This window comes from Ectobacillus sp. JY-23 (genome assembly GCF_023022965.1).
GTDB lineage: Bacteria > Bacillota > Bacilli > Bacillales > Bacillaceae_G > Ectobacillus.
On the sequence record NZ_CP095462.1, the window covers coordinates 3,495,216 to 3,511,923 of the forward strand.

6 protein-coding genes are annotated in these 16,708 nt (G+C 44.8%); 5 read left to right on the top strand and 1 reads right to left on the bottom strand.

What is annotated here, in order from left to right; genetic code table 11:
• Window positions 1-112 precede the first annotated feature (112 nt).
• The gene (locus MUG87_RS17635; protein ID WP_247083923.1) at window positions 113-11,107 is read left to right on the top strand and encodes a DUF7507 domain-containing protein; all 10,995 of its coding nucleotides are present in this window, start codon (window positions 113-115) and stop codon (window positions 11,105-11,107) included.
• Between the two features lie 204 nt (window positions 11,108-11,311).
• Here the strand turns inward: MUG87_RS17635 and MUG87_RS17640 are convergent, their stop codons facing one another.
• Window positions 11,312-11,917, bottom strand: a complete 606-nt coding sequence (locus MUG87_RS17640; protein WP_247083925.1) for a ribonuclease H1 domain-containing protein — start codon at window positions 11,915-11,917, stop codon at window positions 11,312-11,314.
• A 164-nt stretch (window positions 11,918-12,081) separates the two neighbouring features.
• Here MUG87_RS17640 and MUG87_RS17645 point away from each other — a divergent pair, with 164 nt between their 5' ends.
• From MUG87_RS17645 to MUG87_RS17660, 4 genes are all read left to right on the top strand, one after another.
• On the top strand, window positions 12,082-12,525 hold the full coding sequence (locus MUG87_RS17645) for a hypothetical protein (RefSeq protein ID WP_247083927.1): 444 nt from the start codon (window positions 12,082-12,084) through the stop codon (window positions 12,523-12,525).
• Between the two features lie 227 nt (window positions 12,526-12,752).
• A complete protein-coding gene (locus tag MUG87_RS17650; protein ID WP_247083930.1) occupies window positions 12,753-14,561 on the top strand; it encodes a sensor histidine kinase in 1,809 nt (602 codons plus the stop codon).
• Window position 14,562: 1 nt separating this feature from the next.
• Window positions 14,563-15,285, top strand: coding sequence for a response regulator transcription factor (locus MUG87_RS17655; protein WP_247083932.1), 723 nt, complete (start codon window positions 14,563-14,565; stop codon window positions 15,283-15,285).
• A gap of 103 nt (window positions 15,286-15,388) precedes the next feature.
• Window positions 15,389-16,660, top strand: a complete 1,272-nt coding sequence (locus MUG87_RS17660) for an ABC transporter substrate-binding protein (RefSeq protein ID WP_247083934.1) — start codon at window positions 15,389-15,391, stop codon at window positions 16,658-16,660.
• Window positions 16,661-16,708: the final 48 nt, after the last annotated feature.

Here is a 16,708-nt window from a genome sequence, read left to right on the forward strand (position 1 = left end):
AGCTATGGGTTCATATAAATGCATTTCGTATCACATGTAGCTCTTATTATATGTGAATTAGGTGAATTGCTCTATTAGGTGAATATGCATTTATATGGCAGGTTCATATTATATGAAAATAATATTAGATATGTACCAAATTTTTGATTATATCAAGTATAGAGGTGAATTTATGGCAATTGTAAATCGCTATTCCACCACAACAAATGGTGGACTCGCTATCACCGGCAATACAGTGGGGCTTAGTAAGCTTGCCAACGCGAACCAGGCCGGAGATGTTCATGCAATCGGTGCTTTTACTACAATCAATACGGCCCAGCAAGTACCGACGTTTCCAGCCGGTACGACGCTCAATTATACAAGCAATAGTTCGTCGGCCATTTTAACTCTCCCTGCAGGAAGTACGGTGTTATATGCGGAGCTGGTATGGGGCGGGAATTATTTATCGCGCGATCAAAATATATCAGCTGTTTTAAACAATCCAATCACTTTTCGCTCTCCCGCTGGATTTTTCAATATAACCCCTGATTCCACGACCGCAAGTAACCTTGTGACGGGTAGCAGTCCACAAATTGGTTTTTATGTTCGTTCAGCGAACGTCACAACCATTGTGCAAAACGGCGGGACCGGCACGTATACAGCAGGATCTGTACCGGGACTTGTGGATCCTTTGGAAGCATCAAATGGTGTGGTGAATCATTCTGGATGGACACTGCTTGTTGCCTATCAAAATGGAGCGGAACCCGCACGGAATTTAAATATATACGTGGCAGGTAATATTGTTTCGGGAAGTACAGGCACATCTGATATTGTTGTATCTGGATTTTTGACTCCTACAGCAGGGCCGGTTAGTGGTCGTCTGTTTTTAAGTGCGGGCGAGGGTGATGCTGTTATCAACGGTGACCAGGCTTTATTCGGTCCGAATTTAAGCTCGTTAACAGCTCTGTCGGGACCCAATAATCCTGTTAACAACTTTTTTGCATCGCAAATTAATAACTCAGCAGGAACTCTTGATACAACGGGTACGTTTGGAAGCCGCAACCAAAATGCGCAGAGCGGCACCAATATTTCAGCGGGCAGACAGAGCTGGGACATTACGGCTGTGGATGTATCACCATATTTGGCGAATTCCCAAACAACGGCCGCCATTCGTCTCCGTACGTCTGGAGATACGTATGCGCTCAATACGGTTGGTATTCAAATCAATATTAACGCTCCTAATATATTTCCAACGAAAAGCGTCAATAAATCTGTCGCAAAAATCGGAGATGTTCTGACATACACCATTACAGTTCCTAACACAGGTAATTTACCGGCGAACAATGTGATTTTGACGGATGTACTACCGAATGGTCTGGCGTTCGTGCCAGGTAGTGTAACCGTCAATGGTACGGCTCAGCCTACAGCCAATCCGGTGTCTGGAATTAACTTAGGAACGATTGCAAACGGCGCAACACGAACGATCGTGTTTCAAGTAACTGTCGTCAGCTATCCCACGCCAAATCCTATCGCTAATCAGGCAAACGTTAATTATCAATATACACCGATAGCCGGTCAAACCTTAAATGGAACAGGTACGAGCAATGCTGCGACAACAACTGTCAACAAGGCAATCATTGAAGCAAGCAAGTCGGTTGATCGGACGTTCGCTACCATCGGAAATAATTTGACGTATACCATTACACTTAGAAATACAGGAAACATTACCGCCAATAATATTGTATTGACTGACGCCATTCCATCAGGAACGGTTTTTGTACCGGGCAGCGTGACGGTTAATGGAGCAGCGCAACCTGCTGCTAATCCTGCGACGGGCATTAATGTGCCGTCGATTGCAGCCGGTGCTGTGGCCACGGTCACGTTTCAAGTAAATATTCCCTCTGTCCCTGCAATCAACCCGGTCGTAAACGCCGCAAATGCTTCTTTTCAATATACGCCGATTACAGGCGAACCTGCGATTACAGAAAGCACAGCTACAAATAATGTTTCCACACAGATTAATGATGCTACCGTTACCATTAATAAAACAGTCAACCGTAGTTTTGCCGATATTGGAGATGTGTTAACCTATACGCTTCTTTTCACAAACAGTGGAAACGTACCGGCTAATAATGTGATTTTGACTGATGCGACTCCAGCAGGTACAACATTTGTTCCAAACAGTGTATTTGTTGATGGTGTGCAACAGTTCGGTGTAAATCCAGCAAATGGGATTAATATTGGTAGTGTATTAAATAATGGCACAAAAACGGTACGATTCCAAGTCACCGTCCAGTCTACTGGCGTCGCAACAAACAGTGGATCCGCTACGTATCAATATACAGTTGATCCAAATCAACCACCACTGAGTAAAAATGCCACATCTAACACAGTCAGCACACAGGTGAACAATGCGAATATTACAGTCACGAAAGCAACAGACCGTGCTTTCGCTACCCTAGGGGATGTGATTACGTATACGTTGAACGTGACAAACAGCGGAAACACAGCAGCAAACAATGTCGTACTGCAGGATGGTATTCCAGTAGGAGTCGCGTTCGTGCCAAATAGCGTATTCATAAATGGCTCGCAGGTAGCAGGAGCAGATCCAGCGCTTGGCATCGATATTGGGACCGTTCCGTCAAGCACAAATATGACAGTGACGTTTCAGGTGACGGTAACGTCGATTCCACCGCTGAATCCGCTGATGAACATGGGGAATGCGACATACAACTATACAGTCGATCCGCAACAACCACCTATATCCAAAACGAGCACCTCAAACTCGGTGCAAACAACGATTAATGATGCGACCCTAGTCTTAAATAAAAAAGTAGATAAGACGCTTGTTGTGACAGGAAATGAGCTGACATATACAATCACGCTTACCAATCAAGGAAATGTGCAGGCGTTCAATGTATTTTTTAGCGATGCTGTACCACCGGGAACCGTTCTTGTGCCAAACAGCGTTGTGGTGAATGGTGTGACGCAGCCGGGAGCGAATCCATCAGGCATCACAATAGGCAGTATTGCAGCAGGTGGTACGGCACAGGTGTCGTTCACCGTACAGGTCGTAAGCATACCGACACCGAATCCGATTCCGAACGCAGCTTCTGCTTCCTACAATTTCAGCGTTGATCCAAACCAAGCACCTGCCTTTGAAACAGCGTCATCTAATACCGTCCTCACACAGGTTACGGATGCAGATGTTGTGGTGGTAAAAACAGCCAATCAAGCTACTATTAATGTAGGTGAAGTGCTGACATATACGGTGACGCTGACGAACAATGGTACGGCAGCGGCTGAGGCGCCGCAATTTACGGACGTATTGCCGCCCGGGCTTACTTTTGTAGCCGATAGTTTCACAATCAATGGTGTACCACAGCCTGGTGTGGATCCGGCAGGTCCGGTATTACTGAGCGATATTCCGGTAGGCGGAAGCGTCACGATTACCTTCCAGGCAACAGCGACAAGTATTCCGGCGGTTAACCCAACTGTTAATACTGCTTCTATCACGTATAATCCCTCTTTGCCTGAAACAGCTAGTAGCAATCCGCTTGCGACGCGAATCAACACAGCGATTGTTACGGCGCAAAAGAGCGCGAGCGCAGCGATTACCGATGTGGGTCAAACCCTCACGTACGCGATTAAGCTCACAAACAGTGGAAACGTAGCAGCTGATAATATCGTGGTAACAGATATTATTCCGGCAGGCACATCGTTTGTTCCGAATAGCTTCAATATCGGTGTGGTACCACAGCTTGGCGCTAACCCCGCCACGGGTGTTCCAATCGGAAGCCTCCCAGCAGGGGGTGTCGTAAATGTTACCTTCCAGGTCGTTGTAAATACGATTCCAGTATCAAACACATTGTCCAATTTCGCGGCAGCCACGTATCAATATACGTTCGATCCGACAAGACCGCCGGCCAGCGGCAGTGCGACGACAAACACGGTTGTCACCGAGGTACGAAACGCGACGCTTGTGCTGGATAAGTCTGTAGATGCAGCATATGCGGACGTTGGGCAGGTTGTAACGTATACGACGACGCTTACGAATACGGGAAATATTATAGCTAATGCAGTTACCTTTAGTGACAGCATCCCAGCTGGTACTGTATTCAACGCTGGTAGTGTACTTGTAAATGGTGTACCACAGGCAGGAAATCCGCAAGCTGGCTTTTCTATTGGTTCTATTGCGCCAGGTGCAACAACGACAGTCATATTTACGGTTACAGTCACAGCCATTCCGACGCCTAATCCGATTCCAAATACAAGCCGCGCGACGTATCAGTATACACCGGATGCAACGACAATTTCGGCGACGGCCGTTTCGGATACGGTCACAACACAGGTCAATCGCGCCATATTGACAGCCGTAAAGCAGGTAAGTAATACGGTAGCCGATGTAGGCACTGTTTTGACCTATACAACCCAAATTACTAACACAGGAAATGTCGCGGCCACAGGCGTGATATTCACTGATGCAATTCCGGCTGGAACGGCATTTGTGCCGAACAGTGTAGTAGTAAATGGCACACCGCAGCCCGGTAATCCAGGAGCGGGAATTAATATTGGGACAATTGCGCCGGGCGCGACATACACGGTAAGCTTCCAGGTTACCGTCATCACATTGCCTGCGTCTCCGATTCAAAATAGCGCGAATGTGGCGTATGCGTATCAAGTGAATCCGCTTGGGCCTTCTGTGCCAGCATCGACAACGAGCAATACAGTCTCTACCCAAATTAATACCGCAGTGGTAACAGCGACCTTGAGCGTTAATGAGGCAACCGCCTCAATCAATGACATTTTGACGTATACAATTGCATTAACGAATAATGGGAATGTCAATGCTACTAATGTTGAGTTCACCAGTGGTAATCCACCAGGAACGGTCTTTGTATCAGGTAGCGTGATTATCAACGGAGTCGCACAACCAGGTGTTGATATCACGAATTTTGCCACGGTAGCAAGTATTGCACCAGGAACGACTATTTTGGTGACTTATCAGTCCCAGGTGACAAGCATACCTCCTAGTAATACGGTAGTGGATACAATTATAGGTACGTATCAGTATGTAGTAGGTGCCGGTCAGTCCATTGTGACAAAACCGTTCACTTCCAATAGTGTAACGACACAAATTATCGAAGCGATCGTGACCGGACAAAAGGTGGTTAGCTCCACATTTGCAAAGCTCAATGATACACTCATATATGAAACAATTCTTACAAATACGGGAAATGTTGTTGCCAACAATCTCGTTTTCACAGACCTAATTCCACAAGGAACGACGTTTGTCGGGGACAGTGTTTCTATCAATGGTGTACCGCAGTCTGGCTTGAATCCAGCAAGCGGAATTCCATTTGGGCCACTAGCACCGGAGGCAACAGTAGCGGTTTCCTTCCAGGTGACGGTTACAAGTGTACCTGCGGTCAATCCAATTCCGAACAGCGGAACGTTTACGTACAGCTTTGAGCGCGGCGGTACTATTGCAAGAAGCGGAAGTACGAACACGGTGTTTACGCAGGTTAATGATGCGACAGTCGTTTCCATTAAAGAAGGAGCTGTTAATAACGGTGTGTTGCGGACTTCTGCAACGAACGCGGCGACGATTGGGGATACAATCACGTATACGGTGACGTTGACAAATACAGGTAATGTGCCGGCGAATAATAGTGTTCTCACAGATATCCTGCCACCAGGAACGACTTTTGTACCAAACAGCATTACAATTAATGGTGTGCAGCATCTTGGCATCAATCCGGCTAATGGCATTACAATTGGCACCATCGATGCGTTTGCGACAGTGACTATTTCCTTCCAAGTGCAGGTTGTATCTGTACCAAGCATCAATCCCATCATCAATGCAGCTTCCACTGTCTATAACATCAGAGTTAATCCAGATCAGCCGCCGGTCGTGCAAACATCTGTCAGCAACCCTGTTACGACGCAAATCAATCAAGCGATTCTTTCCGCAACTAAGGCTGCAAATCTCACATTTGCACAAATTGGCGAGCCCATTCTATATACGATTACTCTTTCCAATACAGGAAATGTTGCGGCAAATAATATTACAGTGACAGATATAATTCCAAGCGGAACAGCATTTGTACCAAACAGCGTCCGGGTGGGAGGCGTGACACAGCCAGGGTCAGATCCTGCGGTAGGTATTCCTGTTGGCACCCTTGCCGCTAATGACTCTGTGTCTGTCACCTTCTTTGTTAATGTGACAACATTGCCGACACCGAATCCCATTCCGAACCAAGCGCAAGTGTCTTATGACTTTGTTGTTGATCCAGCGAGGGCACCAGTAGCCGCGACAACTTCTTCTAATACGGTATTTGTGACAGTAAACAATGCCAATGTACAGGGTGTGAAGAGTGTTGATAAAGCATTCGCGACAATTGGTGATACAGTGACATATAGCTTCGTGCTGACAAATACGGGTAACGTGTCTGCAAATAATATTACGCTTACTGATAGTATTCCAGCAGGCTTAGCGTTTGTACCAAATAGCGTCACTATCAATGGCACAACACAACCAGCAGCGAGTCCGAGCGTGGGAATTTCCGTGCCGAGCATCCTTGGCGGCGCGACTGCAACGGTAAGTTTTCAAGCGGTAGTAACAGGTGTTCCCACTCCGTCCACTGCAACAAATACAGCCTCTATTTCCTATAATTATGTTGTTACACCTGGGCAGCCTCCTGTTGCGGGAAGTTCGCAAACAAATGCGGTTTCCACGGAAATTCGTGAAGCGACCATTACAGCTGTGCAAAGTGCTACACGGGTGGCATCGGTCGGCGATACGATTACGTATACAACTGTATTAACCAATATAGGAAACGTGACAGCCATAAATCCGTTTTTCATGAACATTGCACCTTTGGGAACGGCGTTCGTACCGAACAGTGTGACTATCAATGGCGTTCCGATAACGTTCGATCCCGCGAATGGATTCAATGTAGGAGATATTCCTGTGGGAGGAAGTGTGACGGTTTCGTATCAAGCTACCGTTATTTCAATTCCGCCTGGAGGTATTATTCCAAATACGAACTTCACTTCCTACACATTCGTTGTCGATCCAGCCACTGCACCGGTCACAAAAGTGGTCACAGCGAACGAAGTCACCACGACAGTCGTGGATGCGACTCTTGTTATCAACAAAGCGGTGAATCGTACGCTTGCCAGGGTTAATGATATTCTAGCGTACACGTTCACCATCACAAATACGGGTAACGCGAATGCGTCAAATGTTGTATTTACTGATTTGATTCCACAAGGAACAGCGTTTGTGCCGAACAGTTTGATTATCAATGGAGCAATCAACAATATAAATCCTGCGGGCGGTGTGAATTTGGGAATGGCTCCTACGGGCGGCAGCATTTCCTTGAGCTTTGAGGTGACAGTGACAAACATTCCTGCGGTGAACCCGATTCCAGACAGCGCCACCCTTTCTTATCAGTTCATAAAAACGGCGCAGGATCCGCCAGTATCGCGCACCGCTTCCTCTAATACAGTGTTCACGACGGTTACGGACGCTATCGTTCTTTCCAATAAAACTGTGAATACTACCCAGGCGGCGATTGGCGATGTATTAACGTATACGATCACCTTGACGAATGAAGGAAACACAGTAGCTAATGATGTTACCCTTACAGACACCATTCCAAGCGGTACTGTATTTGTACTTGACAGTGTGACTGTTAATGGTATTTCGCAGCCGGGCGTAACTCCTGCCAATGTGAACGTAGGAACTCTTGCGGCACTCGGCACGGCAACAGTGTCGTTTCAGGTGACGATTACAGGCAGTACAGCTGTATCCAACATGTCTGCAACAAATTATACGTTCCAAACGGACCCGCTCAATCCGCCCATTTCACAAACATCTCTCAGCAACATGGTGACGACGCAAGTAAACTTAGCGCAATTGTCCATCACCAAGTCAAGCTCGGTGGAATTCGCCGATATTGGCACGACGTATTGGTATATGTCCAACATTGTCAATACTGGAAACACTACTGCCAGCAGCATTAGGTTCACTGATATTGTAGACGATGACTTGATCTTTGTACCGAACACGTTGTTCGTAAATGGAGTGTTATTCCCAGGTGACCCGAACACTGGTATCGACCTTGGCAGCTTGGCACCAGGTGCTGCGGTGCATGTCCTGTTCAGCGTCCGAGTCATCAACTTCCCGGTTGTGAATCCGATTCCGAACGTGAGCAACGCTACATTCAGCTACACGGGAGATCCGGCTAAACCACCTGTACAGGGAAGCACTACTTCTGGCACAGTCCTCGTTCAAATCAACCGTGCGAATATCGTTGCGGAAAAATCGGTAACACCTGCGTTTGCCAACATAGGCGATACGTTAACGTACACGATTCCGCTGACCAATACAGGAAATGTCAACGCATTGAACGTCATTGCCACGGATAACCTGCCAAGCGGCATCACATTCGTGGACGGTACGCTGCAGGTAGATGGTGTGCCGCAAGCCGGAACACCGGCGAATATTGCTGTGGGCGTCATTGCACCAGGGGCAACTTCAACCATCACCTTCCAAGTGACTGTAACAGCACTGCCATCTGCTAATGACGTTGTGAATACAGTCGGTGTGTCCTATACGTATCGGGTAAGTCCGATCGGCGCATCCTCGTTGCGAACCACAACATCTGGGCCGGTGACGGTACAGGTGAACAATGCAAATCTTGTAGTTGTAAAAGAAGCAGACTTAGCCTTTGCAGATATTAACAGTACCATCACGTATACGATTACGATTACGAATACAGGAAACACCCCTGCAAATCAGGTGATATTCACCGACTTGCTTCCGCCGGATACAGCACTGGTGAACGGCACCCTTACAGTTGATGGTGCACTTGTTTCTGGTAATCCAGGAGCGGGATTAGAGCTGGGAACCATTGCGCCAGGACAGAATGTAATCGTCCGATTCGGCATCACACCAACGGGGATTCCGCAACAAAATCCAGTATTGAATACGGCAAATGCACAGTATAGATATACGGTAGATCCGACTGCTCCGCAAGTGTCGGCTTTGGCAACGTCAGGACAAACGCAAACAAGAATTAACACAGCCATTTTAGGAGCTGTCCAAATTGTTGATAAAGCAACTGCGCAAGTAGGAGATACGCTAACGTATACTGTTACGGTAACAAACACGGGCAATACAGTAGCACAAACGGTTTTCTTGTCTTCATCGAGCAACCCGAGCACGTCTTTTATTCCAGGTAGTGTCACGGTAAACGGTGTAGCTAATACGAACGCTGATGCCCGAACGGGAATTGCCTTGCCTGATTTACAACCAGGTGAGAGCGCACAAGTTACGTATCAAGTGGTGATTACGTCAGCACCGGCGAATGCATTAGTGCGCAACAATTCGACGACAAATTATCAATATGTGGTTGATCCGCAAGCATTGCCAGTACCGGGTAACGCAGCGTCTAATATTGTCACAACATCTATTGATCAAGTGGTTCTAGGCATTACGAAAACAGCGGACGTTGTGCAGGCGCGAATTGGTGATACGATTACGTATCGAGTGATTGCAAACAATCCAAATACGTTTGTAATTATGAATCCTATATTCCGTGACGTTCTTGTTCCTGAGCTACAATTTGTTGAAAACTCTGTGAGAGTGAATACTGTACCTGTTCCAGGTGCTAATCCAATTAATGGTTTCCAAATTGCTGATATCCAGCCAAATACCTCTACTACAATCACATTTCAAGCGGTGGTCATCGTCGAACCGGCTCAAGATCAATATGTGAACGTAGTGAGTATTTCGTTCATGTACCGTCCAACACCGACTGACCCAATCATTTCGCAAACGAACACAAGTAATCCGAGCACAGTCACTTATCAAGCACCATTACCGACGTTATTGGGTGTCACTAAAACATCGGATGTGAGCGAAGCGTCTCTAGGGCAAACAATCGTTTATACAGTTCGTGTGGAAAATGCGGCAACTATTCCAGTTACAAGCGTGTTCTTCCGTGACTTACTCACACCAGAGCTTGCTTTCAATGAAGGAAGCGTGACACTTAACGGAGAAGCGTTTACGGACTTGAATCCGATCGCCGGCTTCACAATTGATACGTTAGCCGCCGGAGAAACCGCTATTATCACTTTTTCGGCAACTGTTACTGCAGAACCAGAGGATGAAAGCTTTGATAATACAGCGACTGTCACGTACACGTATCAGCCGTCCGGTGTAATCGCGCCAATTCCAGGAACGACGAGAAGCAATTCGAATAGCGTCAATTATGTGCAGTTCCCGTTACCAGTCGTAATAAAAACAGCAAACGTATCCAGTGCGACTGTGGGAACAAGGTTCACGTACACGGTCAGCATTCAAAACGTACTAGAATTCCCTATAACAGAGGTGTTCTTCCAAGATCCACTTCCACCAGAGCTAGACTTTGTAGAAGGAACAGTTCGTGTAGACGGTGCAGAGTTTGGAACTGCTAGTCCTGTAGCAGGATTTACAATTGGTACAATCGCTGCACAAGATACAGTAGCAGTAAGCTTTGATGTCACTGTTGTGAGTGGGTCGGAAGATGAGGATATTGCAAATACAGCAACACTGTCGTTTGTATATCAACCACCTGGTAGCGTTGCAGCTCGAGGCACAGCAGAAAGTAATACAAATATTATTCCATTCGAACAAGTGCCGCAACAGGTCACGTTACGGAAGCGGGCGGACAGAAGTAGTGCTAGAAGAGGGCAAACTATTGTGTATACCGTTGATATTATTAATCCAAACACAGTTCCATTGACGAAAGTGATTTTCCAGGATACACCGCCGCAAGGAACAGAGTTTATCATCAATTCTGTAACTGTCGATGAAGAGCCTTTGCCAAACGTCAACCCAATACAAGGAATATACCTTTCTGACATTGCACCTGGCGCAACCGTAACAGTCAGCTTTTCTGTAAGGGTTGTTGCTGTACCGCCGCGGTTTGTCTTCCTTAACACAGCTAATCTATCTTTCATACTCGGTTCATCATCAAATCGACAAACCGTACAAAGCAATACAAACATTATTTCGTATCCGCAACCGACACAATCGCCGCAACCGCTTTGCCGACCAGTATATCCGCGCTGTTAAATCCAAAATCCCCAGGGGCGTCCCAGGGGATTTTATATGATGTGACAAATGAAATAATTAAGATTAGAATCATCGCGACTGATTTTTGTTTAGATGATTTAGAAAGAGGCTAGCGTTTTTGGTAATCTGCTGTTTTTCTCTAAATTTCATAATGGTCGCAATACGCATTGTAAAGCGAGGAAACCTTCATGTAAAAGTCAGCTGTTACTTCCGCCCAAAATCAGCCTTAATTTCACCAAGCTGTGCGGTATCCCATTTGATAATTTTATTGGGATAGGTGTTTTCACGCAGCCATTTCTCTGCACGCTCCACCATTGTCCACACCTGTTCGGTACCGGCATCGCGGCGCAGTGTGGTGTTTGCTTTTTTATTGCGTACCCAAGCGAGTGCCGTTTTAGAGTCCGTGTAAATGGTTTTTGCTGAGCCTTGTTTTTTCAGCATGCTAAGTGCATGCACGATTGCTAAAAATTCACCGATATTATTTGTACCAAGAATAGGACCAAAATGAAAAAGTACTGCCCCTGTTTTGGTATCAACACCTTTGTATTCCATCATACCTGGATTGCCGCTGCAGGCAGCATCAACGGAAATGCTGTTTTCGTCAATAGCAATCGGTTCCGTTGCTTTTGCTTTTGGCTTGCTTGCAGTTGTTGCAGTACCGTTAAAGGCAGCTTGTGCCTCCGCCAGCGTTGGAAATGATTTGAAGCGAGCGCCAGTAAATCCTTTTGTTTGTGCCTCACATTCCGCCCATGTGTTGAAAATGCCTGTTTTTCGTCCCTTCCAGACGACATAGTATTTTTTAGCAGCCATAATATTCTCCTTTAGATATAGTCCTTTCAGTATAGCGTAGTTTGCAGATTTGCTTCAAATGAAGTTTTTCAGTCATTTTATGACTGATTTTTATCCGAAAGTCAGGTTAGGGTATTACTTTTTCTGCCTATAATGAAAGTATCAAGAAAAGGGAGTGTTGTAGAATGAGGCATATGATGATGGCAGGCATTGCCGTTTTATGTTTAGCTGGTTGTTCGTTTGATGTAGAAAAAAAGGCAAAGCAGCTTGAGGAGAAGGTAAATCAATTCGAACAAGAAGCAGATGTATTTGCAAAACAAGCGGATGCATTTGGGAAGAAAGTGGAGATGTTTCGAGATGATGTGAATGATTTCATGAAGCAAGGACAACAGATAGATCAGCAACAGGTCAAAGACGCGATGGCACGTATGAGAGATGAAATTGCCAAATTTCAAAAGCAGGATCTGCCTTTAATGCCTGAAAAAATGAAAGAGCTGGTGAGTGAGGAGCTTAAGAAAAGAGATGCTATGCTGGCAGATTTGCAGGAAAAGGGAAATGTGACAATCGCAGATTTGCAAAAAGTAAAAGACATGTTTTATGAGGACATCAAACTCAATATTATGCAGTAGCTATACAAAGAGCATCGTTTCTAGAGAAACGATGCTCTTTGTTGTTGTGAAATAACACAAGAAAAAACAATAAAAGGTCAAAACTTTACGTTGCATTCTTAAAAACGGCAAGCTACTATTTATGAAAGCGTTTTACATATCTAGTATTAAAGTGTGATTTATAGATGTAGTATATCAAAAAGAAGGAGCGCCTCTCTTCACGATATTCATAGAGGGTTTAATACAGGATGAAAAAGAGAATACTGCAATTTTTTCAAGAAATCAGTTTGTCAAAACGACTGACGTATGTCCTACTTTTTTATACCATTTGCTTAATCGCGGTCGTATTTATTTCCTACAGCAGCATGATTCATTTGATGCAATCGAAAACAATTGAAAATACACAAATTCTAGGAGAACAAACCACAGCAGCCATAGAGAGTATTATTGGTGATGCGCTTAGTACGGCAGATATTCCGAATCGTTCCAGTGATATTCAAAGCTTTCTCATTCAATCTAATAACATAGCTATGTATACGATGAATGTAGAAGAGAAAAAAGAGGTGTATCGCAGGGAACTAGACTTTATTAGAAGTCTTAAAGTCTATAACAATTTAGGGAAAGGCAGTAACTCTCTTTATATTTTTAATCGCGATGGGCGAGCGTATTACGATAAAAAGAACTCACAAACGTCTGCTTATACAAGGGAAGATTATATTACACTGCAAAATTTGCTGTATAAAGCGAGAACACAAGGTGTTCCCATTGTTATCTTGAATCAAGTGCCAGCGGAAAATCACTCCAAAACCTTTTATACATTTTCCGTACTAAGGGAAATTCGGGATTTGTATACGCAGGAAGTACTCGGCATGGTTGTGGCGGAAACAGATGTTTCTGTTGTGGAGGATGCCCTCGAGAAGCTGAATTCGATTACAAAAGGAAAGGTGACGATTACAGAAGCGAACGCTGATGAACAGCGTACAGAGCGGAAACAATCGTGGAATCAGAAGATTTTTGATATGTGGATGCCAAACCCAGAATACTATGATGCTGCTAAACAGGCCATTACGATTGAAGTGCCGTCGAAGTTGTATAATTGGAAGCTATCTATTACGGTGCCTGTACATCAGCTTGTGTCTGATATCACGCAGATTCAGGTTGTCCTGCTGGGGGCAATTGTGTTTTTGATGTGCATTACAATCTTGGTGATTTTACTTATATCCAAAAACATTGTCACTCCTTTGCAGGGGTTAATGAGAAAAATGAGAAGCATCAAAGAAACAGATGATTTAAAGGCGACATTTAATACGGATCGGAAGGATGAAATCGGGCAATTATATTTGCAGTTTAATAGTATGTTTCAAAATATACGCGAGCTGATGCTGCAGACGAAGCAAATGGAGCGAAAGCACAGAGAGGTAGAACTCGATGCTCTGCAGGGCCAAATTAATCCGCATTTCATTTACAATACGCTAGAAACAATTCGGATGAACGCGGAAATGCATGATGATGAGGAAACAGGAGACATGATTTATCAGCTAAGTCAGCTGATGAGGTACAGCATGAAGCGCGGTTTTGAAACATGTACGCTAGGCGAAGAATTGCAATATGTTGAGAATTATATGAAACTCATGAACTTTCGATTCGGTAATCAGTTTATGCTGCACCTCCAGACAGAAGAGATATATCGAGGGTATCCAGTAATGAAGATGCTGCTGCAGCCGCTTGTGGAAAATGCGACCATGCATGGCTATGATAGTAACACCGAAAAGATGAACATTACGATTTCCTGCAAACGAACGGAGGAGGCCTTCTATTTATATATAAAAGATGACGGTGTTGGCATGAGCGAGGAGAGGCTGACGCAGGTTCGCAACAATCTGAAGACAGAGCAGCAGTATCCAATCGAAACACAAAAGAAAAGCATTGGTCTGCGAAATGTGAATGAGCGCATTCAAGTCCTGTACGGAAAGATGTATGGTCTGCAGGTTTACAGTGTGAAAGGAGCCGGCACAACAGTGGAAGTCAAACTTCCGTGTGTTATGGGGAGGGAATAGCATGTTGAAAATCATGATTGTCGATGATGAAGAGATTATTCGTGCTGGCTTGGCACGAATGATTGAGAAGGGAAATGATGCTTATCAGGCTGTAGCTCTTTGCCGAAATGGAAAGGAAGCACTAGAACGTTTTACGCCAGATATCGATGTAATTATTACCGATATTCAAATGCCTGAAATGGATGGTTTAACCTTGGTCAAAGAAGTGAAAGAGACTTATCCCAATTTGCCATGCATCATTTTGTCAGGCTTCAGCGATTTTCCTTACGCACAGCAAGCAATCCGCTACGGTGTGCAGGACTATTTAGTAAAGCCGGTCAATAAACGGGAAGTATTTCATGTACTACAAAGCATTCATGGGAAAAAGGAACAAGCTTACGATCTGGGTGAGCATCAAACGGTGCGGAAGGTAAAGAGCTATATTGTTAATCACTATCAAGAGAAAATTGAACTCCAAATTCTGGCGGAACAGGTATTTCTTGATCCGAGCTATTTAAGCAGATTGTTTAAAGAAAATACAGGAGAAACCATCACGGACTTTATTATGAGTGTGCGAATTGAAAGGGCTAAGGAGCTGCTAGTAGCATCAGCAGCATTGAAAACATATGAAGTAGGACATGCAGTGGGGTATAGCGATCCTATTTATTTCAACAAAGTATTTAAGAAAAGAGAAGGGGTTACACCTAAGGAATATAGGACCTCAAAATTGAACAAGAAAATGTAAAGAGCGTACATTGTGACCATAAGGGGAGTAAGAGATAATGAGTGTGTAAGCGTTTCCTGATAGCGTTTGCACACTCATTTCGGTTTATAGGGGGTTAAAGGGGATGAAGAAGGTAACGAAGGTGTTGTCTGTCGCTTTTTTGACAGCTTCTCTCGCATTAGTGGGCTGCAGCAGCAAAGAAAGCACAAGTACAGAGAAACAAAGCGACAAAATAGGTGGTACGATCACTTTTATTACGAATCGTACGGATTTGGTAGATACAGAATACAAGAAAATTGAAGAGGCCTTTAAGAAGAAGTATCCGGATGTAAAGGATGTAAAATTTGAAGCGCTGCGTAATTATGACGGTGATATTAAAGTGCGTCTTTCCTCGAAGCAATACGGCGATGCGCTTTTGATTCCAAATGGAGTATCTCCTGAGCAATTTGCCAATTATTTCGAGCCGCTCAATGATTTGGGACTAGAAGACAAGGTATATTTCCCTGATATCAAGGCATATAAAGACAAAATGTACGGTGTGACATCTGGTGTGGTTGCGGAAGGCATCGTATACAACAAAAAAGCTTTTGAAAAAGCAGGTATTCAGCAGGTCCCGAAAACCTTAGATGAATTATATGCAGCTGCTGAAAAGTTGAAGCAGGCTGGCATCGTGCCGCTGGCGACAAACTTCAACGCGCAATGGCCGCTGCAGCAGTGGGATAAGCTGCCGCAAATCATGACAGGCAATGCAGATTTCCGCAACACACTGATTAAAGAAAACGAACCGTTTGCCAAGGGCACACCATATGAACAATCGTTGAGCATTTTGAAAACGTTTATTGATAAAGGCTACACAGAGCCTGATTTGATCGCGACTGACTGGGAAAGCTCAAAAGGCGACATGGCGCAAGGAAAATTCGGCATGATGTTCTTAGGCAACTGGGTGATCAACCAGATCATTGAAAACGGCGCGAAGCCAGCAGATATTGGGTTCTTCCCATTCCCAACGGACAATTCCGGCAAAGTGAAATCCTTGATGGGCAGCGACTGGTGCTACGCAGTCAGCAAAAACAGTAAAAACGTGGCAACAGCGAAAGCGTTCGTGAAATTCCTGGTAGAAGAGTCCGGCTATGATGATTTTTCTGGTTTGATTCCAACAATTAAGGATAAAGAACCGAAAATTCCGCAGCTACAAGAATTCTTAAGCTACAAGCCTGAGCTGATTTACAGTGTATCTGACCAACCGGAGCTGACGAATATCGCGAACAAAGCGCAAATCGATTTCTACGGCGGTAAATACGTACAAGATTTGATGCTGAATAAAAATTACGAAAACGGTCTGAAGGACTTAAATGAAAAGTGGAAAAAAGCAAAGGATAGCTTGAACATCAAGTAATCCTAGGAAGAGGCGGCGCAAGCCCCTCTTTCCTTCATTGTGATGCAA